27 protein-coding genes are annotated in these 26,825 nt (G+C 59.9%); 10 read left to right on the forward strand and 17 right to left on the reverse strand.

Annotation, left to right across the window (positions count from 1 at the left end; all coding sequences use genetic code 11):
• Positions 1-115 precede the first annotated feature (115 nt).
• Positions 116-871, forward strand: a complete 756-nt coding sequence (locus QTL95_RS18485; RefSeq protein WP_289721377.1) for an SDR family NAD(P)-dependent oxidoreductase — start codon at positions 116-118, stop codon at positions 869-871.
• Between the two features lie 58 nt (positions 872-929).
• On the opposite strand, the gene QTL95_RS18490 is transcribed toward QTL95_RS18485, so the two are convergent.
• Genes QTL95_RS18490 through QTL95_RS18500 form a run of 3 tightly spaced genes read right to left on the reverse strand, consistent with a single transcriptional unit; the run spans position 930 to position 3,418 of the window.
• A complete protein-coding gene (locus QTL95_RS18490; protein ID WP_289721378.1) occupies positions 930-2,114 on the reverse strand; it encodes a low temperature requirement protein A in 1,185 nt (394 codons plus the stop codon).
• A gap of 26 nt (positions 2,115-2,140) precedes the next feature.
• Complete coding sequence (locus tag QTL95_RS18495; protein ID WP_289721379.1) at positions 2,141-2,545, reverse strand: hypothetical protein; 405 nt, start codon at positions 2,543-2,545, stop codon at positions 2,141-2,143.
• A 9-nt stretch (positions 2,546-2,554) separates the two neighbouring features.
• The gene (locus QTL95_RS18500) at positions 2,555-3,418 is read right to left on the reverse strand and encodes a TIGR02587 family membrane protein (protein WP_289721380.1); all 864 of its coding nucleotides are present in this window, start codon (positions 3,416-3,418) and stop codon (positions 2,555-2,557) included.
• 294 nt (positions 3,419-3,712) lie between these two features.
• On the opposite strand from QTL95_RS18500, the gene QTL95_RS18505 reads away from it, so the two are divergent.
• Positions 3,713-4,387, forward strand: coding sequence for a Crp/Fnr family transcriptional regulator (locus tag QTL95_RS18505; RefSeq protein WP_289721381.1), 675 nt, complete (start codon positions 3,713-3,715; stop codon positions 4,385-4,387).
• Positions 4,388-4,479: 92 nt separating this feature from the next.
• A complete protein-coding gene (locus QTL95_RS18510; RefSeq protein WP_289721382.1) occupies positions 4,480-4,713 on the forward strand; it encodes a DUF6894 family protein in 234 nt (77 codons plus the stop codon).
• A 10-nt stretch (positions 4,714-4,723) separates the two neighbouring features.
• Here QTL95_RS18510 and QTL95_RS18515 read toward each other — a convergent pair whose 3' ends face one another.
• On the reverse strand, positions 4,724-5,245 hold the full coding sequence (locus QTL95_RS18515) for a hypothetical protein (RefSeq protein ID WP_289721531.1): 522 nt from the start codon (positions 5,243-5,245) through the stop codon (positions 4,724-4,726).
• Positions 5,246-5,503: 258 nt separating this feature from the next.
• Here QTL95_RS18515 and QTL95_RS28940 point away from each other — a divergent pair, with 258 nt between their 5' ends.
• Together QTL95_RS28940 and QTL95_RS18525 are read left to right on the forward strand one after the other, a co-directional pair.
• The gene (locus QTL95_RS28940) at positions 5,504-5,779 is read left to right on the forward strand and encodes a BA14K family protein (RefSeq protein WP_442981318.1); all 276 of its coding nucleotides are present in this window, start codon (positions 5,504-5,506) and stop codon (positions 5,777-5,779) included.
• Between the two features lie 105 nt (positions 5,780-5,884).
• Positions 5,885-6,436 (forward strand): response regulator, encoded by a 552-nt coding sequence (locus QTL95_RS18525; protein ID WP_289721383.1) that lies wholly within the window; start codon positions 5,885-5,887, stop codon positions 6,434-6,436.
• Here QTL95_RS18525 and QTL95_RS18530 read toward each other — a convergent pair.
• Both QTL95_RS18530 and QTL95_RS18535 read right to left on the reverse strand, forming a co-directional pair.
• Positions 6,433-6,843, reverse strand: coding sequence for a DUF4174 domain-containing protein (locus QTL95_RS18530; protein ID WP_289721384.1), 411 nt, complete (start codon positions 6,841-6,843; stop codon positions 6,433-6,435). The two genes, QTL95_RS18525 and QTL95_RS18530, sit on opposite strands and share 4 nt — an antisense overlap.
• A 76-nt stretch (positions 6,844-6,919) precedes the next feature.
• Entirely contained in the window at positions 6,920-7,633 is a 714-nt protein-coding gene (locus QTL95_RS18535; RefSeq protein ID WP_289721385.1) for a Crp/Fnr family transcriptional regulator, read from the reverse strand.
• Between the two features lie 569 nt (positions 7,634-8,202).
• Here QTL95_RS18535 and QTL95_RS18540 point away from each other — a divergent pair.
• A complete protein-coding gene (locus QTL95_RS18540) occupies positions 8,203-8,484 on the forward strand; it encodes a DUF3175 domain-containing protein (RefSeq protein ID WP_289721386.1) in 282 nt (93 codons plus the stop codon).
• A gap of 119 nt (positions 8,485-8,603) precedes the next feature.
• On the opposite strand, the gene QTL95_RS18545 is transcribed toward QTL95_RS18540, so the two are convergent.
• The gene (locus QTL95_RS18545; RefSeq protein WP_289721387.1) at positions 8,604-8,945 is read right to left on the reverse strand and encodes a hypothetical protein; all 342 of its coding nucleotides are present in this window, start codon (positions 8,943-8,945) and stop codon (positions 8,604-8,606) included.
• A gap of 209 nt (positions 8,946-9,154) precedes the next feature.
• Positions 9,155-9,772, reverse strand: a complete 618-nt coding sequence (locus QTL95_RS18550; RefSeq protein WP_289721521.1) for a flavodoxin family protein — start codon at positions 9,770-9,772, stop codon at positions 9,155-9,157.
• A gap of 242 nt (positions 9,773-10,014) precedes the next feature.
• Here QTL95_RS18550 and QTL95_RS18555 point away from each other — a divergent pair, with 242 nt between their 5' ends.
• Entirely contained in the window at positions 10,015-12,102 is a 2,088-nt protein-coding gene (locus QTL95_RS18555; RefSeq protein ID WP_289721388.1) for a response regulator, read from the forward strand.
• 414 nt (positions 12,103-12,516) lie between these two features.
• Here the strand turns inward: QTL95_RS18555 and QTL95_RS28945 are convergent, their stop codons facing one another.
• Entirely contained in the window at positions 12,517-12,750 is a 234-nt protein-coding gene (locus tag QTL95_RS28945; protein WP_442981312.1) for a helix-turn-helix domain-containing protein, read from the reverse strand.
• Positions 12,751-12,847: 97 nt separating this feature from the next.
• Here QTL95_RS28945 and QTL95_RS18560 point away from each other — a divergent pair, with 97 nt between their 5' ends.
• From QTL95_RS18560 to QTL95_RS18570, 3 genes are all read left to right on the forward strand, one after another.
• A complete protein-coding gene (locus QTL95_RS18560; RefSeq protein ID WP_289721389.1) occupies positions 12,848-14,074 on the forward strand; it encodes an efflux RND transporter periplasmic adaptor subunit in 1,227 nt (408 codons plus the stop codon).
• Between the two features lie 12 nt (positions 14,075-14,086).
• A complete protein-coding gene (locus tag QTL95_RS18565; RefSeq protein ID WP_289721390.1) occupies positions 14,087-17,230 on the forward strand; it encodes an efflux RND transporter permease subunit in 3,144 nt (1,047 codons plus the stop codon).
• Between the two features lie 98 nt (positions 17,231-17,328).
• A complete protein-coding gene (locus QTL95_RS18570) occupies positions 17,329-17,952 on the forward strand; it encodes a TetR/AcrR family transcriptional regulator (RefSeq protein ID WP_289721391.1) in 624 nt (207 codons plus the stop codon).
• Positions 17,953-18,108: 156 nt separating this feature from the next.
• On the opposite strand, the gene QTL95_RS18575 is transcribed toward QTL95_RS18570, so the two are convergent.
• From QTL95_RS18575 to QTL95_RS18610, 8 genes are all read right to left on the reverse strand, one after another.
• Entirely contained in the window at positions 18,109-19,458 is a 1,350-nt protein-coding gene (locus QTL95_RS18575) for an amidase (protein ID WP_289721392.1), read from the reverse strand.
• 14 nt (positions 19,459-19,472) lie between these two features.
• Entirely contained in the window at positions 19,473-19,955 is a 483-nt protein-coding gene (locus QTL95_RS18580) for an ureidoglycolate lyase (RefSeq protein ID WP_289721393.1), read from the reverse strand.
• Complete coding sequence (locus QTL95_RS18585; RefSeq protein WP_289721394.1) at positions 19,952-20,875, reverse strand: allantoinase PuuE; 924 nt, start codon at positions 20,873-20,875, stop codon at positions 19,952-19,954. The genes QTL95_RS18580 and QTL95_RS18585 overlap by 4 nt, the downstream gene beginning before the upstream one ends.
• Before the next feature lie 22 nt (positions 20,876-20,897).
• Positions 20,898-21,905: an ABC transporter permease gene (locus tag QTL95_RS18590; protein WP_289721395.1), complete on the reverse strand. Its 1,008-nt coding sequence runs from the start codon at positions 21,903-21,905 to the stop codon at positions 20,898-20,900.
• Positions 21,889-23,490, reverse strand: a complete 1,602-nt coding sequence (locus tag QTL95_RS18595; RefSeq protein ID WP_289721396.1) for a sugar ABC transporter ATP-binding protein — start codon at positions 23,488-23,490, stop codon at positions 21,889-21,891. Before QTL95_RS18595 ends, QTL95_RS18590 begins: the two co-directional genes overlap by 17 nt.
• A complete protein-coding gene (locus tag QTL95_RS18600) occupies positions 23,487-24,596 on the reverse strand; it encodes a sugar ABC transporter substrate-binding protein (RefSeq protein ID WP_289721397.1) in 1,110 nt (369 codons plus the stop codon). The genes QTL95_RS18595 and QTL95_RS18600 overlap by 4 nt, the downstream gene beginning before the upstream one ends.
• A gap of 206 nt (positions 24,597-24,802) precedes the next feature.
• On the reverse strand, positions 24,803-25,525 hold the full coding sequence (locus QTL95_RS18605; RefSeq protein WP_289721398.1) for a GntR family transcriptional regulator: 723 nt from the start codon (positions 25,523-25,525) through the stop codon (positions 24,803-24,805).
• Between the two features lie 284 nt (positions 25,526-25,809).
• Positions 25,810-26,825: UDP-glucose dehydrogenase family protein (locus QTL95_RS18610; RefSeq protein ID WP_289721399.1), on the reverse strand; the 1,016-nt coding region annotated here is incomplete at its 5' end.

The following is a 26,825-nucleotide window of genomic DNA, read 5'->3' on the forward strand; positions in this document are numbered from 1 at the left end:
ATATCGGACGGCGACGAAGCAAAAGACCAACGCCACCTCCCGAATAGTTTCAGATCTTCAACAGGCAGCGCATTCGGGCTGAACCCTTTCGCGCGCCCAGCATCAGGAGAGTAAGATGACCAACAGACTTGAAAACAAGGTCGCCGTCGTCACCGGCGCAACCAGCGGCATCGGCCTTTCGACCGCCAAGCTCTTTGCCGCCGAAGGCGCGCGTGTGTACATCACCGGCCGGCGCAAGGATGCGCTCGACAAGGCGGTTGCCGAGATCGGCCATGGCGCCGTCGGAGTGCAGGCCGATTCCGCAAGCAACGATGATCTCGACAAGCTGTTCGCACAGGTAAAGGCGGAACACGGGCGTCTTGACGCCCTTGTCGTCAATGCCGGCGGCGGCAGCATGCTCCCGCTCGGCCAGATCACCGAGGAACAGATCGACGACACCTTCGGTCGCAACGTCAAGGCTGTCATCTTCACGGTGCAGAAGGCGCTTCCTCTCTTGGGCAAGGGCTCGTCGGTCGTGCTGACCGGCTCGACCGCCGGCACCGAAGGCACTGCGGCTTTCTCGGTCTACTCCGCCTCCAAGGCTGCCGTCCGCAACCTGGCCCGCTCGTGGGCGCTCGACCTCAAGGGGACCGGCATCCGCGTCAACGTCGTCTCGCCCGGCGCGACGCGCACACCCGGCCTCGTGGAACTTGCCGGCGACGACAAAGAGCAGCAGCAGGGCCTGCTCGACTACCTCGCCTCGCGTATCCCGCTCGGCCGCGTCGGCGAAGCCGAGGAAATCGCCAAGGCGACCCTCTTCCTCGCTTCGGACGATTCGAGCTTCGTCAACGGCGCCGAGCTCTTCGCCGATGGCGGCCAGGCTCAGGTGTGATCGGAGAGCGGAGTGGCTGACACCCGCTCCCTTTCACGGAAATCCAGCGAGGCGCGCTTCACTCCATGGTCGAAGACATCCGGTGAAGCGCCACATACTCCCATGCGGCGGCAACCAGCAGCGCGGCCGTCGCGCACAGGCTGATTGCATAATTCGGCAGCGCAAGGCTTGCTGCCGATATCCCGGCCAACAGACAAAGGCCGATGACATGCGATAGCGGGAACCGGCTTCCGGCGCTGACCTTCACCCATATATTGCCAAGCAGGAACAGGGCCGGCCCACCGAGGATGGCGGCGATATGCGTCGCCTCGCCCCTGTCTTCGCTGTGAGACAGCGCGAAATCCTCCCCGACTGCGGTGAGGATGATGCCGGCGACGATCGGGAGGTGACCGTAGGTGAAGAGGTTGTGGGCGACGGCTTCCGGTGTGCCGGTGCTTTCCGCTTTCTCGGCGGCCTTTTCCTGCCCGTGGTGAAAGTAGATCCACCACATGATGACCGTACTCATGAAGGCGCTGCAGAAGACCGCGAAGGTCGTGCCGCTGCCCATGTGCTCGACGGCGTTGCGCCCGGTGGTCAGGATCGTCTCACCGAGACAGATGATGACGAACAGGGCGCAGCGTTCGGCCATGTGCTCACCGGCAAGGCTCAGCGTCTCCTTGGGCGCCGCCCCCAGCCCCGGCATCCAGTAGCGGATCAGCGGCACGGCATATTCGACGGCAATGGCCAATCCCCAGAGGACAATTCGCCCCTCGAAATCCGCCAGCGCACCGAGAAGCCAAAGGATGCCCGTCGCGACCATCCAGATGCTGATGCGCATGAACGCCAGGGCACTCCCCCGATCGGTGCCGAGAAATGCGTAAGCCGTGAAAAGCGAGCGGCCGATCTGCATCGCGGCATAGATCGCGGCGAAGGCCATCGCATGCTCCCCGAATGCCTCGGGCAAGGCGATCGCCAGGAGAATGCCGGCGAACATCAGAATGAAGAGCATATGGCGCACGGCCTCGCGCTCCGTATCCAGAAGGTTGGTCACCCACGTGGTATTAATCCAGACCCACCAGACCGCCAGGATCAGCAATGCCGCCTCGCCCACCGTCGCTGACGTGAAATCGGAAGCAAGTGTATGAGAGAGCTGGACCAGCGCGAAGACGAAGACCAGATCGAAGAACAGTTCCGGAAAGCTCGCCTTGGACTTTTCCGCCCCTTCTTCGCGGATCCACCGGCGCCTGCGGTTGGCATTGCTCATCGATTGCTGTTCCTTCAGGCTGGATTTCATGGATCGGCATAGCCAACAACCCGGATGGCGACGTTTTCACCTTCCACGGGCGTCGAGAAAATAAGCGCGCCACGCGCCTTCGAATGGGCCGGCACATAATCGAATTGTGCCTCCGATGTTTCCACATCGGCGCTCCCGCGGATGTGAAGTTCACCGCGCACGACGACGGCCGCCGCGGTGGTGTCGGCCGAGTTGGCGATTTCGAAAAGGAGTTCGTTCGGCGCTGCCTTGGAACGCTGATCCAACATGGAAACGGCGAGCCGAGGCGGCCCTCCTTCCTCGCTGAACACCTCAAAGCCGATAAAGCCTATCATGGCGACAACGAGGAGCGTACTCATAAACCCGACAACCCATTCCACGACATGGGGCGAAGCATCGGCTACGGTCTTTTTGCGGGACATCGCGGCTCCCTACAAGATCAGGCGCGCGGCAGCCGCGCCTATGGAACATGGCAGACCGAGCACGATCGTCGTCAAAAGCATCTGCGAGACGGCCGCATCGTCGAAACGCTGAAAGGTCCAGAGCGTGTAGGCGCTCACCAGAAGCGCGATGACATAGCCCGGGAGGGTGAAGCGGAGCACGGTATGCCAGCGTGGGACTTCGTCGCCGATCTCGTGCCCTCCCTTGAAGGAAACGGCATAGACGAAGCCATGCATGATGACGAGGGAAAGGATGACCACGGCGAGCGCATGCAGCGGCGTCATCTTGTAGGAGAGCAGGATCATCTCCTCCGTGGGCGCCACGTTCAGACCAAGAAAGAGCGCGCCCAGCGCCATCAGGAACAGCTCTCCGGCATAATCGTAGACCGTCGTCTGGACCGGATCGTCGCTTTCGCCACTGTCGTCGACATCGCCATTGAGCTGGCTGCGACCCAACAAGGCGCCGATGCTTGCCGGCACAGATTGAACGGCAACCTTGCCCACCATTTCAGAGAGCGGCTGCCCAAGCTTGAGAACCGCGACGCTGAACAGGATGACGAGGCTGGAGAGAATGCCGATCGCATAGGCAATCATCGCATCGCGCACGGCATCACGCCAGCAGGTCGTCTCCTCGAAGCCGACCCGATCGGAAAGGATGATGAGCAAAGGGATATTCAGCACGAGAAGCAGGAGCAGCCTGAGCCGGTTCATTGAAAAACCCAGTTCCCACATCTCCATCGTCATGAACATCGGCAGCGCGAAGATCAATGCCCCCGCAAATCCGCGCCCAATCCCCGTCGCGAACCGCGAACCGTCCCAACCTTTCGATGTTTCCGCAGACGCTGATGACCTCATGAATCGGGAGATAGTTGCGAACCGCCAAAAGGCGACCGGTCCTATTCAAATTGGTAGTAATATGATGCCGATACGGACTTTCCGCCGCAGATATCCGGGTCGAGGTCAACCTAAGCAAAAGGGCGGTCGGCACATTGAACGCGCCCCCACCTCCCTCGCCCGGGTGACCCGGCAGGACATCTTTCCATCACAGACCACCTTGCGCGGCGCGGAGCACCGAATAAGCTGCGCATCTGGCTGCGACGGATGCGGGAGCGGATGGTGCCAACCGACAGAACCAAGATATCGAATCGAATGCTGGCATCGCTGCAGGAAAGCGATTTCGCATTGCTCGCCCCTCACCTCGAGGAGATCGATCTGCCCACGCGCTACACGATCGCGCGCCCCGACACGTTACTCGAGCACATCTATTTTCCCGATAGCGGTATCGGCGCGGTCATGAGCATGCTGCCCGATGGCAAGACGTCCGAAGCCGGTATGTTCGGACGCGAGGGTTTCGTCCCGACATCGACGATTATCGGCGATACGGTCGTGCCTTATCTGATCGAGATGCAGGTGGGCGGAAGCGGTTACCGCATACCGGTTGACAGGATGCGAGAAGCCACCACGAGCAGTTCCACGCTTCAGGTTCCCTTTATCAAGTTCATGCATGTCTTTGCGGTTCAGGTCTCCTATACGGCGCTGGCCAATGCCAAGTTTCGTGTCGAGGAGCGGCTCGCCCGGTGGATTCTGATGTGTCACGACCGGGTGCGATCCGACACGATGAGCATTACACACGAGTACATTGCGTTTCTCCTCGGCATCCGCAGACCGAGCGTCACCACCGCCCTGCATATTCTGGAGGGGCACAAGCTCATCCGTTCGAACCGCGGATCGATCGTGGTCATAAATCGCAAGGGTTTGGAGCGCTTTACCGCCGGCTGTTACGGGTTGCCCGAGCGCGAGTTCGAGCGCCTGATCGGGGCCTGAGCCGCCACCTTTTCCGTTGATATCAAGATGACTGTCATTCCCATGGAACTGGCGCCCATCGCCTGTCGTTTCGTCAGCAGATGGAGGTCGATATGCTTTTCTATTTCAATGTGCGTTCCGAGGACAGTTACGACATGGATGAGGAGGGCATTGATCTTCCATCACTGGAGGCGGCAAGATGCGAAGCGAAAAAATCAGCGCGCGAGATGGTCGCCGAACTCATATTGCACGATGGCCGGATCGACGGCATCCGGTTCGAAATAACCGACGCGAGCGGGTATCTGCTCGCGACCGTTCCGTTTCGTGACGTTATTAAGTTAGGCTAGGAACCGCCCGCTATTCAGCTTTGTCTTTAGCGGCCGTGGCGCTGTCGGGTCTTTTTTGTGAAACGGCGGCCTCGCGGGCGAGACGAAGTCGTTCTGTTTTTGCCCGCCGCGCTTCCGCCTCACCGTTGATGGTGGCCATCGCAACCTGCGTTGTCGCCTCGAGCCTTTCACGCCGTTCTACAGCGCTAGTGGAATCACGACGGCGAGGCTGTTGGTTTTCCGTTTTCAGCATCCGTCCAAGGTAAACCGCGAGCGGGCGAAGGCAATCGATTGTCAGCCAGCGTACGAAGCGCGCCCCCTCCATCCAGCGGTGAAAATCTTCCGTGCGGCCGGCCTCATCGGAACTTTTGCGGCCAGGGACGATTTCTATTCCACAACAGGAGTCGACCCGATGCCCAGCCAAGCCAACTCGCCTGCCGTTCAGTCGATGCGCAATGAGCAGGCGCGACAGCGCAAAGCGGCCCGAAAGGGCGAACTCGATGAAGCGCTGGAAGGCACGTTTCCCGCATCCGATCCAGTTTCGCCGGCGCATACGTCGGTACCGTCCGGTCGTGCGGACAGGAAAGAGGCTGACAGGCTCGGCGGCGACAGGCCGGAGGTCTCTAAGTCAGCCGACAGGGAGCGAGGCGACGCAAGGCGGGTAAAGGCCGATTTGCGGTCACGTTGGCAAGACATCGAAGCCGCAGTTCGCAGGAGGCCGCTAACCGCGGTCGGCATAGTTGCCGCCTTCTCCTATCTCCTGGCTGCAAAGCGATAGGATATCAAAATGCAAACGCGAAACCTCTGCATGATGCTTTGCATATCGGCTGCGGTAACGGTGCTTTGCGGACAGGCCCAAGCCTTTAGCAGGATAGGTTCGTCCGGACCTGAACCATCTCAGGCGAAAGGGGCGCTAGCAGGGTATGTCCAGGAAGATCGAAACCCGGGAAACGACGGCTTTCTGCTATCGCCGGCAGAGATCAAGCATATTCGCTGGTGCGCCACGCAATATCGCTCCTATGATCCGACGGAGGATACCTTTGTCTCGCCAGCGGGAGCGCGCACGGCTTGTCGCTCTCCGCATTGACCTGACACGCACGGTCCTGAGCATGCGTTGATTTCAAGGAAATCGCCACCTCTGATCGGAACTTTGACGACCGGGCCAAGTTAAGCGGTGCCTGGAGGATACGCCATGAACGATCAGAGATACGAGTGGATCAGCAAACGCGCCTACGCGCTTTGGGAACAGGCCGGATGCCTTCCGGGTCATGACGAGCAGCACTGGCTTCAAGCCGTGTCCGAACGTGAACAACTGGAACGAACGCAGGCCTCCTCCGACGGGCATGAAGTTCTTTCAAGAAAGCGCGCGACCGTTCCGATCGTGTTGCCGCTCGACAGGCAACAGATCCTGGTTGTCGATGACGAACCCTTCGTGCGCTACGATACGGTCGACCGCTTGGAAACCGCTGGCTATTCGACCCTCGAGGCCGCCAATGCGGCTGAGGCGATGATGCTGTTGAAGCACCACCTCGTCGGCACGATAATTACCGATATCAACATGCCCGGCAACATGGACGGCCTTAACCTCGCCGCGCGTGTCCGGTCGCTTTGGCCGAGGACGAAGATCATCATCACTTCAGGGCTTGTTCGGCTGCGCCAGCAGGATCTGGTGCCGGGCGTCGAGTTCCTGGCAAAGCCTATGCCATTCGAACGACTTCTCCGACTTGTCGCCTCACAACATTAGTGGAGGGCGTCAGGCGCCTTATCGAGCTGCGCGTAGACAAGTGCCATGTCGACCGGATTGTTCGACCGCAAGATGATTGCGCCATCACGATGAACGAGAACGAGTTCGAATTCTTCAATCGAAGGACCCTCGAGATCGAAACGAATGTCGTCCGCATCAATGGCCATGGGATTCTCCAGGCTGGAGAACACCCCGCCCCCCACAACGCGCAACAGCACAACGTCACGGGCCGCCAACGACTCGTGCTGGTTGGTCAGAAGCGCCTCCTGCATCTCCGGTCGGTCGTCGGCGGATCCCTCGAAAAGCACGAGGACGTGGCACTTTCCGCGAAACCGGGAAAGGCTTGCCAAGCCTTCTGCATTGGCCGGCGGCGTTCCGAGAATTTCGCTCAAGATCGACTTCAGCATGTCCTGCTCCTTATCCGGATCGTGCACTGCTAACCGCTTGGCGCCGACAAGGTTCCGAAATGCTGCCGAGCGTCGCTTACAATTCCCCGATAAGGCGCCGATATTCCTCCTCGGGCTTGCCGTAGGAATCGCCGGCGAACTCCTCCATCCCGCGCCTGTCCCGGATGGTGATCAGCCCGCGTTCGGAACGAATGAATCTCTCTCCCTCGAGCACATGAAGCGCCGTGGTGACGCTCGGCCTGCGGACACCGAGCATGAGGGAAATGAAATCGTGAGTGAGTGCGATCTCGTCACCGTCGACACGATCATGCGACATGAGGAGCCATCGGGCGAGCCGCACGTCGATCTGGTAGTTGACGTTCGACAGCGCCGTATAGGAGATCTGTGAGGCGAAGGTCTGGATAAAGCGGGCGAGCAGGTTCGCGAAGTGAGGATGGCGCGCAATCGCGTCGATCGTCGCCTCCAGTGTCATCCTGTAGCCCCAACCAGCAACCTGCATCAGCACCTCGTGAACGCTGATCGTTCCCCCCACGCCAGCCGAGGTCGGTGAAAACCCCTCGCGTCCGAACATCCCGGCTTCAGCCTGATGACCGCCAGACGACACGGTAATGACCGAACCGATGCCGTTGCAAAGAAAATAGACATGGTCGATAGGCCGATCGGCTTTGACGATGACGTAGCCTTGGCGAAGATCGACCATCTCGAGGCAGTCCAGGATGGGACCGAATTCGTCGTCGGGCAGACGCGCCAGAAGCCGGTTTTGTACTGTCGATTGATCAGGGGCGAGCATGAGACTTTGATGATGAGGGATGAGGCAGGCGGACCTGCGCCACGCGCCGAAATGTGACGGCTGTATAACATCCTGTTGTTGCGCATGTTTTTGGGTACGGTGGCGGACATTTCACTGGACGTCACACTGAACGACCGACCCGTCCTGGTTGTTTTCGACGAGTGAGAACGGCGTACGGATCACGCGTGACGCGACCGGCGGAAACCGAATTTCCGGAACAACCGCCGTTGCCGGCGGTTGAGTCTCACGACGAGCCAACGCTTCGTGCCAGTCAATATCGAAATTCCGCTCGGAGCCCCTCAACCGCGAAAACCGGAGCACCGCATGACTTTCATTCTCGGAGATCCCGCGCTTCCCGACGGCCAGCCTGTGCCGCCCGTTCCCCCGCCCTTCAGACCCGAGCCCCCGATCAAGGAGCCCGATCCGGACCGTCTGCCCGATGAGATACCGCTTCCCAATCCAGACGAAAACGACGATCCGCCTAAAGTGGCCGGCGTGGCGCCAGCTGGACGAGTCTCAGAACCGGCGGCGAACTCGCCGAGACGATATTGTAGCGAAAGGCGGGAAACATGACTGCCAGAAAGCAAAAATGGTCGCAGGACGTGACCGATAACAGTGACGCTATGGACTTGGAAGAAGGCGTTTTCAAACAGAGAAACGCTGAAAAGATCGCGGCTTCCTTGAAGCGATCCGCCGAGCGTAGCGAGCGTCGCAAGACGACGCCGTTTCGATCCGCGATGTCGATGCTTACCTTTTACATCAATCGCGCTGGGGACGAGTTGCCTAAGTCGCAGAGAACGGTCCTGGAAAAGGCAAAGGGCGAATTACGCAAAAGCTTCGGTAAGCAGTAGGCGGGCAATCAGATTGAAGGGAGAATGGAGACGCTGTTGGCGAACTCCTGAAATGGCGGCTGTGTCTTGCAGGCGTCAGGTACGACACGGGGACCGAAACGGTCCCCGTGCTGTGATTGTCACTGGCTATTGTCCGGGCATGCTTCGCTTACGGACGCGCCACTGTTGCCGCCCTGAGTGGCGACGGCGCCGGGAGCCACCGGATCGGGGCATCGGCTGCGATCAACCGTGCCCGTGGTGTTGGTATTTCCCATCGTGCTGTTGGTGGCGTTGGGATCGATGACCACGGGTTCGTTGGTGCCTGTCCGGTTCTGGATGTCGCCATTTGCGCCACCACCCGCATCTTCACCAGCAGTCTTGTCACCTGCCATGTTGTTCGGGGTGGGATTGGACTGCGCGTAAGAGACTGAAGTCATCAGCCCAAGTGCGAGGATCGAGGCAGCGGCGAGTTTCATGCGCATTGAATGCTCCTTGATATTGCTCGTTTTTTGGTTGGCAGAAAGACAACTTGCGCAGTGGCTGCTTGTTCCGAAATTAGATTACGCAATCGCCGAAACCGGCCATGGTGGCATTAAAAAGCCCGACTTTCGAAACCGACCGTCACTATCGCGACACGAGGAATCAGCACCTGCGAAACCGATCGCCGGTCCACGGTGACCGCCGTTGCCCACTATCCTTCTTCGCCCGGATACTGGGATGCCTGTAAAAGCGTGGCGAGATGCGCCGTGTTTCGCGCCAGCATGGAGATCATGGTTCGGACGGCGTCAGGTGTCTCATTGAGGTCGACAAAGTTTGTCGATCCCATGGCCTCTCCGACCCAGTAAGCCACCGCATTGGCCGGGATCGTAAAGCCGACGTCGTTGAGTGCCTGGAAAACTTCCGCCGATACATGATGAGCGCCGTCCTCGTTGCCGACGACCGCAACCGCAGCCACCTTGCCATAAGACACCATGCGACCCTGGTCGTCGGTCTCCTCGAGAAATGCGTCCATCCTTTCCAAGGCCCGCTTGCACACGCTCCCTGGCTGACCGAGCCAGATCGGCGTGCCGACAATCAGGATATCGGCTTCAAGCACCTTCCTGCGGATGTCCGGCCAAGCGTCGCCGGTGCCTTCGTCAGAGCTTACGCCCGGCTTTATGTCGTAATCGGCCAGTCGAATGATTTCCGTGTGCACGTCGTATTTCTTGAATTCCTCAGCAATGAGCTCAATCAATTTTCCCGTCGAGGACGGATCCGAAGAACTCGAGGACTTCAAGGTGCCGTTCAGTGCCAGTGCTTTCAAGGACATGATTACTCCTGTCGTGGGAAAGGCAAACCAGCCCAGCGGTATGCTTTTTGCTGAGCGGATGCCTCTGGTTCGCCAGGCCAAAACCATTCACCGGACGTGTTGTTCCCGACGTTTCAGCTGCGGCAGAGCCTGTGAGACCCGCCCTTGGCAGGGTCGCTTTCGGCTAAAACCAAGGATCTCATTGCCTTCTGCGTGGGCCAGCATATGTAGGTGCGTTGTCAACTCCAGTTGAAAGACCACCAGTGGCGCCGCAGACCCCGACCCCGACAGCAGACCCCATCGAAAATGCCGCCCTCTTTCGCAGCGAAGCCCGGCGACGAGCGCTTTTCGAGGCCATTGATGACGGCTTTTGTATCATCGAGTTCATCGATGGCCCCGAGGGGCCAATGAGCGACTACGCTCACATCGAAGCCAACACCGGCTACGAACGACAGACAGGCATCAAGGATATCGTCGGCAAACGGCTCCGTGAAATCGAGCCCGACAATGCGGACGTCTGGCTTAATATCTACGGTGGGGTATTGAAAACCGGCAAGACGGTCCGTTTCGAGCAGGAATTCAAGGCTATCGGCCGGCATATCGAGGTATCGGCCACACGGCTTGAGCCGGAAAGTCTTCGGCAGGTGTCGGTTCTGTTTCGCGACATCACGGCACGAAAGACCGCGGAGGCCGCCTTGCGCGAGAGCGAGAGGGTCGCGCGCGAAAACATACAGCGCGTGCAGCTCGCCCTTTCGGCCGGCGCCATCATCGGTACGTGGTTCTGGGACGTGCCGTCCGACAAATTTACCGTCGATGACGGTTTTGCCAACGCCTTTGGATTTGATCCTTCCCTTGGACGTTCCGGCCTCAGCCTTTCGCAGGTCATCGAAACCGTGCACCCAGACGATCAGGCCGGTCTCGCTACCGCTATGGGCACGGCTCTGCAGCAAGGCGGCCACTACGCGCATCAATATCGGACGCGGCGGGCAGACGGCAATTTCTACTGGCTGGAGGCGAACGGACGGGTCGATCTCGGTCCCGACGGAAAAGCAATGTCGTTTCCCGGCGTCCTCATCGATATCGAGGAGAGGCGGACGATTGAACGGGAGCGCGACCGAGCAACATCCGAATTGCGAGCGCTGACGGAGACGCTGGAACAGCGGGTGGAAGAACGTACAGCGGCGCTCATGCAGGCCGAAGATGCACTGCGGCAGGCTCAGAAAATGGAGGCGGTCGGGCAGCTGACCGGCGGCCTCGCGCATGACTTCAACAATATCCTGGCTGGTATCAGTGGAAGTCTCGAGCTGATGAAAACGCGACTGGCTCAAGGGCGGATCGGCGATCTCGACCGCTACCTCACCGGAGCGCAGGGCGCTGTCAAGAGAGCGTCGGGTTTGACGCAACGCCTGCTGGCGTTCTCCCGCCGCCAGACGCTGGATCCGAAACCTTCGAATATCAACCGCGTTGTTGCGGGGATGCACGACCTGATCACGCGCAGCGTCGGACCGGGTATCGAGGTCGAGACAGCGGCCGCGGGCGGACTGTGGACCGCCTTCGTTGACATTGGGCAGCTGGAAAACGCGCTTCTCAATCTCTGCATCAATGCGCGCGATGCCATGCCCAACGGCGGAAAATTGACGGTGGAAACCGCAAACCGGTGGCTTGATGAACGCGCCGCCCGGGCGCGCGGCGTGGAGCCCGGCCAATATGTGTCGATGTGCGTCAGCGATACCGGGACCGGCATGTCGCAGGACGTGATAGACCGGGCCTTCGATCCGTTTTTCACCACCAAACCGACGGGCCAGGGAACAGGCCTCGGACTATCGATGGTCTATGGGTTTGCCGGCCAGTCGGGCGGCGCTGCCCGCATCTATTCCGAGGTCGGCAAGGGCACGATGATCTGCATCTATCTCCCCCGGCACATCGCGGACGCCACCGAGGATGAGATACTCCCACCCTCGCCTCCAACACCACCTGTGTCGGGGAAGATGACCATCCTCGTCGTTGATGATGAACCGCTCGTTCGAATGGTCGCCGTCGAGATCCTTGAAGAATTGGGATATTCCGTGCTCGAAGCCGAGGATGCGCCGTCAGCCATGAGAATACTTCAGGCGCGGCCGGATATCGATCTTTTGGTCACCGACGTAGGGTTGCCCAATGGCATGAACGGCCGGCAGCTGGCCGACGCGGTTCGCGGCGACAGACCGGATCTGCCTGTCCTCTTCGTCACGGGATATGCCGAGAACGCAGTTCTCAACCACGGGCACCTCGAGCGCGGGATGCAAGTCCTTACGAAACCCTTCGCCGCCGATGTCTTGGCGAGGCGCGTGGCGGAACTTGCGGGCGGCTAGCTATCTGCGTACAGCGGGATCGCTATCTACAGCGGTCACAAGGCTGCACGATGTGAAGCTGGTCAAAAGCGGTGAAGCGACGGATCGACCCGAGCTTCATTGCCTTGCTTGTCTGGATGACCCGGCTTCCGTGGCGTCGTTATGATCGTGGCAACTGCTGTCGTGCCAGCGCGCACCCGCGGAGAGCCCGGAAACGGCAAGATTAGCCAGGCAAGTAAAATGTTCAAGCTGTCGGCGAGCGCGGCGGTAAACTCGGATGGGTTTCTTGCCGAAAAACAGTTGGCTAATGCCCCCTGAACACGTCTCTCATATTGCTGACGGAAAAGCCCTCCATTTCGCCGTCCATGAGGGAAATCCGCAGAAGGCTAAGAAGACCGGGCTCTCGCCTACAAGTGTCGAGGACATTGTTGGCGATCACGCGCATGATCTTGACTTGCTCAGCGAATGGTTCACCGACATCCGCGCATTCGACGAAAAATGCTTGAAGATTGTGGCGGGAGATATGCGCAGAGCTGCAGCAATGCCGGCGATGGTTGTTAGCTCGTATCCCCGCTCGACAAACATACGCTCGGCTTCTTGCAGGATCTCCACACGCGTCTGCTGGGCTGTCTTGCGCCCCCGCGGGGTCGACCGCCTCTGCATTCGCATCTCCCAATTGATGCACCGCACAAACAGCTTGCCATTCGCTTTATATACGTATTAGTCTGTATGTAAATTTTGTATTTTTCGATTTCGGAGACTGTTAATGCCGACTACACCAGCCAAGATTGCTCTTGTTCTGATAAGCCTGTTGTCGCTCGCAAGCTGCCAGAAAGAAGACGCGGCTGCTCCTCAAGCGCCCCCACCGTCTCCCGTCGGCATCGTGACCGTGCAGCCCGAAACACTGCCCATCACCAGCGACCTCCCCGGTCGCATAGCCCCAACCCGTTTGGCAGAAGTGCGCCCGCGCGTGTCGGGTATCATCGTTGAGCGCGTGTTCCAGCAAGGCTCGCTTGTCAAGCAAGGCGACGTTTTGTACCGCATTGATCCCGCTCCGTTTCAGGTCCAGGTGGATAGTGCCACCGGCACACTGCGACGCGCTGAGGCAGCTCAATTGCAAGCCCGCCAGACAGCGGACCGCCAAACGCAATTGAGCAAGTCGAATGTCGCGTCCCGCCAGGAATACGACACGGCAATTGCGCAACTTGCGCAGGCGGACGCCGAAGTCGCGATTGCGAAGGCAGGTCTGGCTCAGGCGCAGCTCAGCCTTCAATACTCAAACGTGACCGCGCCGATCAGCGGCCGGATCGGCAGGGCGTTGATCACCGAAGGCGCCCTCGTGAGCTCTTCCGGCTCCGAGAATCTGGCAACCATCCAGCAGCTTGATCCGGTGTATGCCGACTTTACACAGCCTGTCGCTGACCTCGTCCGCCTGCGCAAGGCGCTGCAGGATGGCAAGCTGATGACGGGTCCCAACGAAGCAAAGGCGCAGCTCGTCTTCGACAACGGCGCAAAGTATCCCGAATCCGGCCGCCTGCTCTTTTCTGAAGCTGCGGTCGACGAAACCACCGGGCAGGTAACGCTGCGTGGAGAATTCCCCAACAAGGGCAACGATCTCCTCCCCGGAATGTATGTTCGCGTCCAGATCGAGGAAGGGCTTGAGCAGGCCGCAATGGCCGTGCCGCAACAGGCGGTCCAGCGTGATTCCGGCGGCCACGCGAGCTTGCTGGTGGTGGGAGCCGAAGACAAGGTCGAATTGCGCCGTGTCAGCGTAGGTCGGGCTATCGGTGAACGCTGGGTGATCTCTCAGGGGTTGAACGCCGGTGACCGCGTGATTGTCGAAGGCTTCCAGAAAGTCGCCCCGGGTGCGACCGTCAAGCCGCAGCCGTGGCAGCCTGATAGCGACAAACCCGAGACAACCAATGCCTCCGACACCGAAGCGGCGGTCAATAATGCAGCGGCCGAAAAGCCTCCCGCGTCAGTGCGGCAGTAAGGGGCCGGTCTCATGTCAAGTTTTTTCATTGATCGCCCAATTTTTGCTTGGGTCGTTGCACTCTTCATTATGCTTGCCGGCTTGCTCACCATTCCGATGCTGCCGATCGCACAGTATCCCAACGTCGCGCCGCCGCAGATCACGATTTCGACCAATTATCCCGGCGCCTCGCCTGAAGACATTTACCAGGGCGTGACCCGCCAGATCGAAGAGGAACTGAACGGCGTTCCGGGCCTGATCTACTACGAATCCACATCCGAATCGTCGGGTCGCATCTCGATCAACATCACCTTCAAGCCCGGCACGGATATTGCCGGAGCCCAGGTCGAGGTCCAGAACCGTCTTGCCCGCGCCGAACCGCGCCTGCCGAGCGCCGTCACCTCGCAGGGTATCCGCGTCGAGCAGGCAGGCACTTCGTTTCTCATGATGGTGTCGCTCACCTCAACCGATGGCAGTACCGATGTAATCGGCCTCGGAGACTATCTGCAACGCAACGTTCTCGGCGAAATCCGTCGTGTTCCCGGTGTCGGCAGCGCCACCCTGTTCGCGACTCAGCGCTCGATGCGCATCTGGCTCGACCCCGACAAAATGGTCGGTCTCAGCCTGACCGCAGCCGACGTTGCGAGTGCGCTCGAAGCCCAGAACGCTCAGGTGGCCGCCGGCCGTATCGGTGCGTCACCGAACCCGATTGGCCAGCAGATTTCCGCGACCGTCAACGTCAAGGGCCAGTTGACTTCACCGGAAGAATTCGGCGCGATTGTGCTGCGCGCGAACGCCGACGGATCCTCGGTTCGTCTGCGCGATGTGGCGCGTATCGAGGTGGGCGGCGAAAGCTACAACTTTTCCAGTCGTCTCAACGGCAAGCCCAGCGCCGCGATCGGCGTCCAGCTCTCGCCAACCGCAAACGCGCTCGACACGGCAACCGGCGTGCGCGAACTCATGACCGACCTCAAGCAGTATTTCCCTGCGGGCCTCGAATACGAAATCCCCTATGACACCAGCCCGTTCGTGGAAGTCTCGATCGAAAAGGTTATCCATACGCTGATCGAGGCGATGGTTCTCGTCTTTGTCGTGATGTTCTTGTTCCTGCAGAATTTCCGCTACACCGTGATTCCGACCCTTGTGGTGCCGGTCGCGCTGCTCGGAACCTGTTCCGTCATGTACGTCTCCGGCTTTTCCATCAACGTGCTAACGATGTTCGCGATGGTGCTGGCCATCGGCATTCTCGTCGACGACGCGATCGTGGTCGTCGAAAATGTCGAACGTATCATGGCAGAAGAAAAACTGCCGCCAAAGGAAGCCACCCGAAAGGCGATGGGTCAAATCTCCGGTGCGATCATCGGCATCACGCTGGTTCTCAGTGCCGTGTTCATCCCGATGGCCTTCTTCCCCGGAGCGGTGGGCATCATCTATCAGCAGTTCTCGCTGACGATGGTGGTCTCGATCCTGTTCTCAGGCTTCCTCGCCCTGTCGCTCACACCGGCGCTGTGCGGCTCGTTCCTCAAGCCCATTCCGGAAGGCCACCACCAGAAGAAGGGCTTCTTCGGGCTGTTCAACCGGGGCTTCGACAAGGCGTCGCACAAGTATTCAGGCGCTGTCGGCAGCATCATCAAGCGTTCCGGCCGTTTCATGATCATCTATGTCGCACTGCTGGGCGGTCTCGGCTGGGCCTATGTGCAGATCCCCAGCGCGTTCCTGCCGAACGAAGACCAGGGCTTCCTGATCGTCGACGCGCAGGCGCCCGCCGAGGCCAGCACCGACCGTACCATCGATGTCATCAAGCAGATCGAGAAAGTCGCTCTCAAGGAAAAGGCCGTAGACCGGATCATCGCCATCAACGGTTATTCCTTCTCCGGTAGCGGACAGAACGCAGCTCTTGCCTTCATCACCCTGAAGGACTGGGCAGAACGCGGTCCGGAAGATTCCGCTGCCGCGATCGCTCGGCGCGTCAACGCCCAGACTTCCGGTATTCGCGATGCGATCGCCTTTTCCCTGTCACCTCCGCCGATCCAGGGTCTCGGCAATTCGTCCGGCTTCACGTTCCGCCTTCAGGATCGTGGCGGAAACGGGCAGGCGGCGCTTGCAGCGGCCAAGGATCAGCTGATGGCTGCTGCACGCAAGAGCCCGATCCTTGCGGGGCTGCGCATCGAAGGCATGCCGGATTCCGCTCAGGTGGATCTGATCATTGACCGCGAGAAAGCCAATACATTTGGCGTCACGTTCGCCGACATCAACGCGACGATCACCGCCAATCTCGGATCGTCCTACGTCAATGACTTCCCGAATGCCGGACGCATGCAGCGCGTCACCGTACAGGCCGACGGAAACCAGCGTAAGTCGACCGAGGACCTGCTGAAGCTAAACGTACGCAACTCCAATGGCGGCATGGTGCCTATGTCGTCCTTTGCCAACGTGGAATGGATCCGTGGCCCGGCACAGGTGGTCGGCTACAACGGCTATCCGTCGGTACGCATCGCCGGTCAGTCCGCTCCGGGCTACTCCTCCGGTGAGGCCATCGCCGAAATGGAGAGGCTTGCCGCTGACCTGCCCGCTGGTTTCGGTTACGAATGGACCGGCCAGTCGCTGCAGGAAATCCAATCGGGTTCGCAGGCCCCTGCCCTGATCGCGCTCTCGATCCTGTTCGTCTTCCTGCTTCTGGCAGCGCTGTACGAAAGCTGGTCGATCCCGATCTCGGTCATGCTGGTCGTGCCGCTCGGCGTCATCGGCTCGGTTGCCGCCGTTCTTCTTCGCGGCATGTCCAACGACGTTTACTTCCTCGTCGGTCTGATCGCGATCATCGGCCTTTCGGCCAAGAATGCCATTCTGATCATCGAGTTCGCCAAAGATCTGCGTGCCGAGGGCCGGACGACCTACGAAGCGACGATTGAAGCCGCTCACCTGCGCTTTCGGCCGATCCTGATGACATCGCTGGCATTTACGCTCGGCGTTGTACCGATGGCGATTGCAACAGGCGCCAGTGCGGCGAGCCAAAATGCGATTGGCACGGGCGTGCTCGGCGGCATGATCTCGGCAACCTTGCTGGCAATTTTCTTCGTGCCGGTCTTCTTTGTCTTCGTCATGCGATTGTTCGGCGGCGCTCGCAACGAACCGAAGCCCGAGAAGGATGTTGACGCAAAGGCAACACCAGCTCATTGAGACGAAAATGCAGCGATGGCCTTTGCGCAGGGAGCATCGCATACTAACGCAGAGCGCCGATATCGTCGGCGCTCTCACGGAGCCCAGGAGGAGGGAGCATGAGAAGGACAAAGGCAGAGGCGGCCGAAACCAAGGCCGCAATTCTCATCGCGGCGGAACATGTTTTCTTCGAGAAAGGATTTGCAGCCACGACGCTCGACGAGATCGCCGCGGTGGCAAACGTGACCAGGGGCGCCATTTACTGGCATTTCGCCAGCAAGAATGAACTATTCCTGGAACTCTACAATTCCGCCCGGCTGCCCCAGGCGGTCTCGATGTTGGATCTCGAAAATTCGATCTGTGACGAACGTACAGCACTCGCGGTCATCGAAAAGGCTTGTTGCGACTGGTTCAAGCTCCTGGCGCACGACAGGCAACGGCAGCGAATGCTTACCATTCTGCTCCGTACAAATGTGATCAAGGAATTTCATCAGGTTGCCCAGGAAATGGAGGCGCTCGATGATTCCCATACGCAAAATCTCGAACGCACCTTGGAGGTGGCCGCCTGCAATCAGAGACTGGCGCCAAGCTGGACCCCCGCATCATCAAGTTATGCCGTGAAGTGGGTAATGAAAGGCTTGACTTACGAATGGTTACTCTCAGGGCAAAAATTTGACCTTGCAGCGGAGGGTTGCGACAGCGTGAAGAGGTTGTTTGCAAGCTTCCGTCTTCAACCTCATTGAGTGGTCAAAGGCCGAATTCTCCCGGTTCGGCTCGTTCTAGGATCCGAAAGGGCCTCGTCCACCTTCTTGAGACCATATCCAAATTGCCGATGCACGATGGTCAGCTGGATCACGCAAAGTCCTGGCCCTCTCCCATCTGCCACGCCAGCTTTTCGTTCAGATTGGAAGGCTGAGCCCCGCGGCGAAGTTCATCAGCTCGTCATCACGTCCGAAACCGGCCACAAGTTGCACGCCGATCGGCAGCCCGCTTCCTGAAAGGCCAATTGGCAAATTTATTGCCGGATAGCCGGCTATGTTGACCCACCCCGTGAAGACCGCGTGATCGCGCGGTCCGGCCAACTTTCCGGCGATTTTGTCAGGATAAGGCAACTCCGCGGCCCACGGCAGAGCGCCGGCAGTGGGGGTCAGGACGAAATCATATGCCGAGAATATTCCCGCAAGATGCTCTCGAAAGGCGGCGATTTGTTCAAGGACCAGGAGATAGTCAGGCGCCGAGATTGTTTCCCCTTCCTCGGCCATGGTCTTTACCGAAGAGCCGGCCATGGACTTGAGAAGGCCATCGCGCCACTTCATCATGGAGGCCGCACCAGTGCGCGAGACGGTCCACCAGATGTGGCCCGCCATATCGAGATCGAAGAATAGCTCGCCCGGGGTCACATGTGCGCCCCTCTCTTCCAGAAGATCGGCAAAGGACGCGGTCTCCGTCTCAACCTCCGGGTCGACAGGCACATCAGCAAACCGCGGAACGAACAGCACCCTCGGCCTGTGCGACGCGGCTTGCGGCCGCTCGAAGAGAGAACGCCTGTCGCGCACATCGCCGCCGCGCATCACCGCGTCGAGCAAGCGTGCGTCCTGGACGGTCCTCGTCAGGCTGCCCACCACCTCGAAATCCGTCAGGATCGACGGAAATCCCCACAGACGCGGAAAATGACCGGTCGAAGGCTTCCATCCAACAAGACCGGTGTGGCAAGCCGGACGGCGGATCGATCCGCCGCCATCCGTTCCGATTGCAGCCGGTACCAGCCCTGCTGCGACACTGGCCGCGGCACCGCCAGACGAGCCACCCGGTGTCAGGTCCGTGTTCCATGGATTGCGGGTCGTTCCGAAAAGATCGTTGCTGGTGTAGCCCTCGAGCGTCAGTTCGGGCACGTTGGTCTTGCCGATGATCAGCGCACCAGCAGCGCGCAACCTTGCCACCGGCAGTTCATCACGATCCGGGACGAAGTCCGCCAGTGCGCGGCTTCCCCATGTCGCCGGCAGTCCACGGACCAGAAGGTTGTCCTTGATCGACAGGGGAATGCCTTCGATCGACGAGCGGACCTTGCCCGATCTCAGCCGGATATCGCTTTCCATCGCGGCAGCGCGCGCTGCATCCTGATCAATGGCAACGAAGCTGTTCAGGGCCGGATCCAGGCGGGCGACGCGCTCCAGGCTTCTTTCCAGTAGCGCCTCGGCAGTGAGTGCACCGCTCGCGAGAGCGGCGCTAAGGTCGGAAATCGTTTCCATATTTCACCGGTCAATCAGGCTTCGGCGAGCCCCACTTTGACAATTTCCGGTAGGGAAACAAACTGTTCATCCTTCGACTTATCCCCCTCGATAAAGGTCAGCACGACAAACGTTGCCGTCCGCCCAAGCGCAGTGATGGGGTGGTGCCAAGTATCGGGTTTATAATTGATGCCAAGGTCGCCCGGCACGATAAAGGCATGCAGCTGGGATGCGTCCGGCTGCCCGTCACCGCCGTGCGGTGCTACCATGATGAGGTAGCGGTCGCAATCGACCGGGATGAACGCCTGCGAGGAGTGGATGTGGCGCTCCATCTGCGTGGCATCGAGGGGCAACTCGGTCGATGCAACGGCAACGACCGACAACTTCGCTCCCGCATGGTCTCGAAGATTGGCGAGCTCCTTCACGAGATCGATCGATTGCCCCGCGCGATCAGGGCGCCGCACGAGTTGGCCGAAAGGTGCGAAGGCTTGTTCGGTGATCTCTTTCGCAATGATCATTGTGCGGCATCCTTTTCGAAGGGATGCGTGGCAAGCCAGTGCTTCGCGACGTCAAGACGCTTGCACACCCAGACATCGGGCTTCGACTTCACGTAATCGAGGAACTTTGCCAAACCGGAGGCGCGGCCGGGATGACCGAGCAGGCGCATATGCATACCGACATTCATCATCTTCGGCTGCGTCGCCCCTTCCTCGTAGAGAAAGTCGAAGCTTTCCTTGAGATATTCGAAGAAATCGCCGCCGGTGCCGACGGTACCCGTCGCCCATTTCAGATCGTTGTTGGTGAGCGTGTAGGGAATGACGAGCTGCGGCTTGTCGCCGACCATGACATAATAGGGCAATTCGTCGTTATACGTGTCGCTATCGTAGAGGAAGCCGCCTTCCTCCATGACAAGACGGCGGGTGTTGATGCTCGGCCCGTGCCGGCAGTACCAGCCGAAGGGACGGTCGCCGAGCGTCTTCTTCAGGCTTTCCACCGCGAGGCGGATATGCTCGCGCTCCTGGTCCTCGGTGAGCTTGAAATGCTCGATCCAGCGCCAGCCGTGGCAGCACATGTCGTGCCCTGCGGCCCTGATCGCCGCGGCGGCGGCGGGATTGCGCTCCAGCGCCAGGGCGCAGGCATAGATCGTCATCGGCAGATCGCGCTCGCGGAATATCCGCATCAGTCGCCAGAAACCGACCCGACTGCCATATTCGAACATGGATTCGGCGGCGAGATCCCGTTCCCCGCGAGGTACGGGCGACCCCTGGACCTCGATAAGGCCATGGTCGCTGACGCCGTCATTGTCGCCGATGCTGTATTCCGACCCTTCCTCGTAGTTGAGCACGAAGTTGAGGGCGAGCCGCGCTCCGCCCGGCCATTTCGGATCCGGCGGGGTGTCTGCATAACCGATGAAATTGCGTTCGGGTTGATAAGCCATGATACGGCCTCCGATTTGAATGTTAGAATTGCTGTTCCTGGCGGCCGCGCACGAGCTGCGACAGGGTGACGGCGATGACCAGCGCCCCGCCGTAGAACATTTCCTGGATGAAGGAACTGAAGCCGAGGAAGACGAGCCCGGTGATGCCGGTCACGAGGAAATAGACGGCGACGGTGGTGCCCCAGGGATTGAAGCGACCGGGAGCGATGCAGGTCGAGCCGAGAAAGGCCGCGGCGAAGGCGGGTAGCTGGAAGGATACGCCGGAGACCGGATCGGCCGCACCCTGTGTTCCGGTGTAGAGCACACCGGCCAGAGATCCGAGGAAGCCGGACGCGACCAGGCAGCCGATGCGCACGCGGTCGGTATTTATGCCCGAGAGGCGCGCGACTTCACGCCCGCGGCCAACGAACAGGATGCGGCGACCGATAGCCGTATATTCCAGCACGTACCAGATGATGAATGCGATCAGGATCGCGTAGTAGAACTCCAGCGGGATCCCGAAGAGGCGCTTTACGATGACGACATCGATCAGTGTCATGGACACCCCGCTGATCGTCATGGAATCGCTGATCCACAGGGTCAGGCCATGCAAGAACGTGCCGACGCCCAGCGTGACGATCAGCGAATGAATCCGGAAATAGGTGATCAGAATGCCGTTCACCAAGCCGGTCAGCATTCCGGCGCCAAGTGCGGCCAGGATGGCCCAGCCGATGCCGATTCCATAATTGACGTTCAGCACGGCGATGATCATCGACGACAGCGTCATCGTATAGGCGATCGAGAGGTCGAAATCATTCGCACTCAGCGGCACCAGCAGCCCGAGTGTCAGCACGACAAGCACAGCCTGCGACCCGAGCAGGGTCGAAAGATTGCCCCAGGTCAGGAAGGTCTCCGGCCGCAGATAGCCGAAGACGGCGATCATCGCCAACCATACGATGATCAGGCCGAACTGCTCGGCGCGCTTCGCAAGGTCTGATGCTTTGATCCCGGCCGGCGCAGTAGCGGTTGCGGCGTCAGGCTTCTGTGACATGGGTCATTTCCTTTCGTTCGGCGCCGAGACTGATCTCTGCGATCGTATCCTTGTTGACGTCGGCACCTGTCAGCGTGGCGATCACTCGCCCTTGCGAGAAGATCAGAACGCGATTGCAGATCGCTGCCAGCTGCTCATAATCGGAACTGGCGCAGAGCACCGTCGCACCGGCTTCGGCGCTGTCCTTGATGTGTTTGAACACGGTTTGCCGTGCACCGATGTCGACGCCCTGCGTCGGCTCGTCCAGCAACACCAGCTTCGGTGAACTCTGCAGCCATTTCGCCAGCATGACTTTTTGCTGATTGCCGCCCGAGAGATTGGCGATAGGCAAATCCGCGTTGCGCGGGCGCACGTCGAACCGCTCCGCGAGTTCCGACGACAATCGCACCATTGCAGACCTGTTCAGCGCAAGACGAGAGAAACGCGTCGTCAGCACCGGCATCGTGACATTGTCTGACACCGGCAGCGGACCGATCGCACCGGCATGGGCCCGGTCGCCGGGGATCAGAACCACACCTTGCGCCATCGACTTCCGAGGCGTGACCTTGCCTATCTCGAAGGCCGTCGTCCCGAGCTGCGCTGTCCCTTCTGCTGGTTTTGCGCCATAGAGAAGATAGGGAATCTCATTATAGCCGCTCCCTACTAGGCCGGTCAGGCCCACGACCTCGCCTTCATGCGCGGTCAGGTCGAAATCGACGATCGTGCCACCGGACATTCTCTTTACTTCCAGCGAAACGGGTCCGCTTTCCGCCACCTCGGTCTTGTGACTGACCTCCCCCAGGCGGCGACCGACGATCGCTTCGATGAAATCCTGCTTCGACGCGTTGCGCGTATCGAGCCGGGCGGCGACCTTCCCGTCACGCAGTACGGTCGCCCGATCCGTGATTTCCATCACCTCATCGACATCATGCGAGACAAAAATCACACTGGCACCGGCGCTTACCACCCGGCGCACGACGGCAAAGAGCTGCTCGACGTCCTTACGAGGAAGAAAAGGGGTCGGCTCGTCCAGAATAAGAAGACCGTTGCCGTTGCCGTTGCCGTCGCCGTCGCCATTTTCCATTTCGCTGCTCGCGCGGACGATCGCAAGAAGCGCGCACTGCACCGGTGAAAGGTCCGCAACAGTAGCATCCGGATTGAGATCGAGACCGTAGGTCGCAAATCGACTGGCAACCTTCTTGCGTTCGGCGCGCCAGGCGATGGCCATCGACCGACTCTGAGAAAGCTGGCCGATCAGCATGTTTTCGAGGACCGTCAGGGCTGGGATCAATCCCAGATGCTGATGAACGAAGCTGATGCGATGCTCCCGAAACGCGCCTGGCGCCAGCGGAAGCGGCACGGCCTCGCCGCAGACATGCATCTGCGCTCCGGGTTCGGGCGCATGAAAGCCCGCAAGCACCTTGATCAGCGTCGACTTGCCGGAGCCGTTCTGACCGAGAAGTCCGTGAACCTCGCCCTGCCTGATCTCCAACGAAACATCGTTGAGCGCCCGGTGTCCGCCGAAGATCTTGGTGACGCCTGTCAGCAGGAGGGCCAGAGGCTCCCCCTGCCGATAGGTCGACACAGTGTCGCTTGCCGAATTCACTTCAGCATCCACAGCTTGGCGAAGCCGTCGACATAGGCGTCGCCATAGCCCTGAGAGAGTTGCGGAGGATTGCCGGCATCCATCGCATTGTCCTTGGTGAACATCATGAAGGGGATTTTGGGATCCTTGGGAACCGAAAGACCGCAGATGCGGCGCATTTCGGAATCGAGGATGGAATGGGCGATCCAGTCGAGATTCTCGCCGATATCCATTTCGACCTGACCCTTCTGCACCATGCCGACGACGAAAGGCGTGCCGTTGAAGGTCGCGATCTTCACGCGGTCCTGAGCACCCGTGATGGTGATGGCGGGAACGACGAACTGCGTCATGCTGTCATAAATGACGATGATGTAGTTGATGCTCGGATCGGCAAGGAGCGCCGCCTGAACGCCGGGGGTGATGCGTGTCGCCCAATCCGTGACCGGATAGTTGAGCGTGGTCGACTTGCATTCGTCGCACTGCGCCATCTCTTCCTTGATGCCTGCAACCATGCTGTCCGTGGAAAGAGGGCCGGTCGCGATCAGAACGAGAGCGTTCAACTTGCCCTCGGTCTTGGTAATCGCCCAATCGGCGAGAAGCGCGCCGGCTTTCTTGTAATCGATCGGAACGTCGCCGGTCGCGGTCTTGGCGACCTCGGCCGACTGCTCGATGCCGTTATAATGCGACGCGATGACGGGGATCTTGGCGTCCTGCGCAGCCTTGACCTGCGGAACGAGGACCCGCGGATCGGTGCCGGCCAGCAGATCGATCAGATCGACCTTCTGGTTCAGAGCGGCATCCATGCCCTGTACCCATTGCGAGCTCTGGCCCTGGTTTTCCCAGGTGGAAAACTTGAAGCCGACCTTCTTGGCGACCGCTTGCATCGCCTTTTCGATATTGGCAGTGAAAGGATTGGCGGTTGATACGGGAATGCTCATGATGGACTTGTCCGCCATGCATTTGGCCGCATCGAAGGGCTCGCCGGGGGCCTCGAAGACCGGCTTTGCCGTATAGTTTTCGATTTTCTTCTGAAAAGCCGCAAGGTCGGTGGCCGACGCATCCGCCACCGTCATCCCAAGCCCTACCCCCAGTACTATGCCGGCCAGTTTTCCCAGACCCAAAGTCATCCGCGCTCTCCAACGTGTCACATCGATTGAAACGAATTCAGTTATTGCCTGCAATATTGCGTGCAATCTTACATAAGCAATGAACGTGCCAATTTGGCGGGAAAGGATTTATCAGGGTAAATCCGCTCCCGAACTTGCAGGATTGCCGCATGGGAGCCAGCAGAATGCGCAATCAAGCGCCGCTTGCCTAAGAAAATGGCAGGCTATCAGGGAAGTTCGTAGATATCGATTTCGAGTCGGCGCCTCTCGGTGAAATCAAGAGCGGCCTCGATATGCTCGCAATGGCGCAAGGCTTCGTTCCGCGCCCCCTCGACGTCGCCCGCCTCGATCTTGTCGATCAGTGTCTCGTGGTCGTGAACGAGGCAGATGCTGTTTGAGCGCTCGTAAAGCGACTGGATGAGGGAAACTCGACGCATCAGCACCGTCAGCATCCGGCGGATCACCTCGTTGCCCGACATCTCGGCGAGCAGCTCGTGGAAATCGGCGCCGACCCTGTTGATCTCGGCCCCGCCGGTATGGATCACCTGATGCTGTCGGCCAACATGGTGGCGCAGCGTTACGATATCTGCTTGCGTCGCACGTCGACACACCATTTCGGCGATCGCCACATCGAGATGGCGGCGTGCCTCGAAGACGTCGATCGCCTCCTTGACAGTCGGGCGAGAGACGAAAGCACCACGATTGAGCTGAAACTCTACGACGGACTCGTCGCGAAGCCGTTCAAGTACCCGCCTTATCCGGGAGCGAGGCACGTTGTAGGCGGCGGCGAGTTTGACCTCATTCAGATGCTGCCCCGGCCGCAATCTCTTGTCGATGATGGCATCGATGAGCCTGTCGTACAGCATCTGCTCTTCCGGCATCGTCCCGCGCAAGGCCACAGCAGGTGGGTGGTCTGCCTCATTATGTGCATCGAGCGATTGCGTGGACATTCTGATTCCGGTTGTGTGGGCAGGTGCCGGGATACATGGCTTCTTTCGCGGCGGAGATCAAGTAAGGGCGGACGATCGTCGATCCAAAGCAGCCAGGAATGCTGCGGTAACGTCGAACCACATCGCCTGAAACGGACGCCGCCGCCAATCAGGACCCTGGCAACAAGGCCCCTGCTGGATTCCTGGATGGCCAAAGTCCCAGATGTCGGCTTCCCGCCAGCATCAATTTGCCGAAACGAAACTGCTTTCGGAATCCAAGCCGACCAGAAGACGTAAAAGCTTGTCTAAACGGTTCCATTCTTCTTGCCGACGGCGAAGTGGCTGAACCCATGGCGGGTGATCTCGGCGACGGGGTAGATGTTGCGGAGGTCGACGAGGACGGGGCTTTTCATCGTGGCCTTGAGGCGGCGGAAGTCGAGCGCGCGGAACTCGTCCCATTCGGTGACCAGCACGATGGCGTCGGCGCCTTCGGCGATCTCGTAAGGGTCGGTGCCGTAGGTGATCGGCCCGAGCACGTCTTTTGCCGCCTCCATGCCCTCCGGATCATAGGCATGCACGGTGGCGCCGCCGTCGAGCAACGCCTGGATGATGGTGATCGAGGGCGCGTCGCGCATGTCGTCGGTGTTCGGCTTGAAGGTCAGGCCCAGGATGGCGATCTTCTTGCCGCGCACGCTGCCGTCGCAGGCGGCGATCACCTTGCGGCCCATGGCCCGCTTGCGGTTGTCGTTGATGGCGACGGTGGTCTCGATCAGCCGAACCGGGCTGTCGAAATCCTGCGCCGTCTTGACCAGCGCCAGCGTATCCTTGGGGAAGCACGAGCCGCCGTAGCCGGGACCTGCGTGCAGGAACTTGTCGCCGATGCGCTTGTCCATGCCGATGCCCTTGGCGACCTTCTGCACGTCGGCGCCGATCTGCTCGCAAAGATCGGCGATCTCGTTGATGAAGGTGATCTTCATGGCGAGGAACGCGTTGGCGGCGTATTTGATCAGCTCGGAGGTGCGGCGCTCGCAGAAATACAGCGGCGCCTCGTTGAGATAGAGCGGCCGGTAGACCTCGCGCATGATCTCGATGGCGCGCGGCTCCTCGGTGCCGATGACGATGCGGTCGGGGCGCTTGAAGTCGGTGATGGCCGCACCCTCGCGCAGGAATTCCGGGTTGGAGACGACGGCGATGTCCTTATCCGGGAACTCCTCGCGGAAGATGCGCTCGATCTCGTCGCCGGTGCCGACGGGCACGGTCGACTTGGTGACGACGACGGTAAAGCCGGAGACGGCGGCGGCGATCTCGCGGGCGGCGGCAT

It is taken from the genome of Rhizobium sp. S152 (assembly GCF_030380735.1).
Taxonomy (GTDB): domain Bacteria; phylum Pseudomonadota; class Alphaproteobacteria; order Rhizobiales; family Rhizobiaceae; genus Rhizobium.

Excerpts from the sequence above, each read along its gene's own strand:
- QTL95_RS18530 (WP_289721384.1), bottom strand. The coding sequence starts at position 6,843 with ATGCTGAAGTCGATCTTGAGCGAAATTCTCGGAACGCCGCCGGCCAAT.
- QTL95_RS18570 (WP_289721391.1), top strand. The coding sequence starts at position 17,329 with ATGAGAAGGACAAAGGCAGAGGCGGCCGAAACCAAGGCCGCAATTCTC.
- QTL95_RS18585 (WP_289721394.1), bottom strand. The coding sequence starts at position 20,875 with ATGGCTTATCAACCCGAACGCAATTTCATCGGTTATGCAGACACCCCG.
- QTL95_RS18575 (WP_289721392.1), bottom strand. The coding sequence starts at position 19,458 with ATGGAAACGATTTCCGACCTTAGCGCCGCTCTCGCGAGCGGTGCACTC.
- QTL95_RS18600 (WP_289721397.1), bottom strand. The coding sequence starts at position 24,596 with ATGACTTTGGGTCTGGGAAAACTGGCCGGCATAGTACTGGGGGTAGGG.
- QTL95_RS18500 (WP_289721380.1), bottom strand. The coding sequence starts at position 3,418 with ATGAGGTCATCAGCGTCTGCGGAAACATCGAAAGGTTGGGACGGTTCG.
- QTL95_RS18540 (WP_289721386.1), top strand. The coding sequence starts at position 8,203 with ATGACTGCCAGAAAGCAAAAATGGTCGCAGGACGTGACCGATAACAGT.
- QTL95_RS28945 (WP_442981312.1), bottom strand. The coding sequence starts at position 12,750 with ATGCGAATGCAGAGGCGGTCGACCCCGCGGGGGCGCAAGACAGCCCAG.
- QTL95_RS18560 (WP_289721389.1), top strand. The coding sequence starts at position 12,848 with ATGCCGACTACACCAGCCAAGATTGCTCTTGTTCTGATAAGCCTGTTG.
- QTL95_RS18535 (WP_289721385.1), bottom strand. The coding sequence starts at position 7,633 with ATGCTCGCCCCTGATCAATCGACAGTACAAAACCGGCTTCTGGCGCGT.
- QTL95_RS18605 (WP_289721398.1), bottom strand. The coding sequence starts at position 25,525 with ATGTCCACGCAATCGCTCGATGCACATAATGAGGCAGACCACCCACCT.
- QTL95_RS18515 (WP_289721531.1), bottom strand. The coding sequence starts at position 5,245 with ATGCGCCGGCGAAACTGGATCGGATGCGGGAAACGTGCCTTCCAGCGC.
- QTL95_RS18580 (WP_289721393.1), bottom strand. The coding sequence starts at position 19,955 with ATGATCATTGCGAAAGAGATCACCGAACAAGCCTTCGCACCTTTCGGC.
- QTL95_RS18505 (WP_289721381.1), top strand. The coding sequence starts at position 3,713 with ATGCTGGCATCGCTGCAGGAAAGCGATTTCGCATTGCTCGCCCCTCAC.
- QTL95_RS18490 (WP_289721378.1), bottom strand. The coding sequence starts at position 2,114 with ATGAGCAATGCCAACCGCAGGCGCCGGTGGATCCGCGAAGAAGGGGCG.
- QTL95_RS18510 (WP_289721382.1), top strand. The coding sequence starts at position 4,480 with ATGCTTTTCTATTTCAATGTGCGTTCCGAGGACAGTTACGACATGGAT.
- QTL95_RS18590 (WP_289721395.1), bottom strand. The coding sequence starts at position 21,905 with ATGTCACAGAAGCCTGACGCCGCAACCGCTACTGCGCCGGCCGGGATC.
- QTL95_RS18545 (WP_289721387.1), bottom strand. The coding sequence starts at position 8,945 with ATGCGCATGAAACTCGCCGCTGCCTCGATCCTCGCACTTGGGCTGATG.
- QTL95_RS18495 (WP_289721379.1), bottom strand. The coding sequence starts at position 2,545 with ATGTCCCGCAAAAAGACCGTAGCCGATGCTTCGCCCCATGTCGTGGAA.
- QTL95_RS18485 (WP_289721377.1), top strand. The coding sequence starts at position 116 with ATGACCAACAGACTTGAAAACAAGGTCGCCGTCGTCACCGGCGCAACC.
- QTL95_RS28940 (WP_442981318.1), top strand. The coding sequence starts at position 5,504 with ATGCTTTGCATATCGGCTGCGGTAACGGTGCTTTGCGGACAGGCCCAA.
- QTL95_RS18565 (WP_289721390.1), top strand. The coding sequence starts at position 14,087 with ATGTCAAGTTTTTTCATTGATCGCCCAATTTTTGCTTGGGTCGTTGCA.
- QTL95_RS18550 (WP_289721521.1), bottom strand. The coding sequence starts at position 9,772 with ATGTCCTTGAAAGCACTGGCACTGAACGGCACCTTGAAGTCCTCGAGT.
- QTL95_RS18525 (WP_289721383.1), top strand. The coding sequence starts at position 5,885 with ATGAACGATCAGAGATACGAGTGGATCAGCAAACGCGCCTACGCGCTT.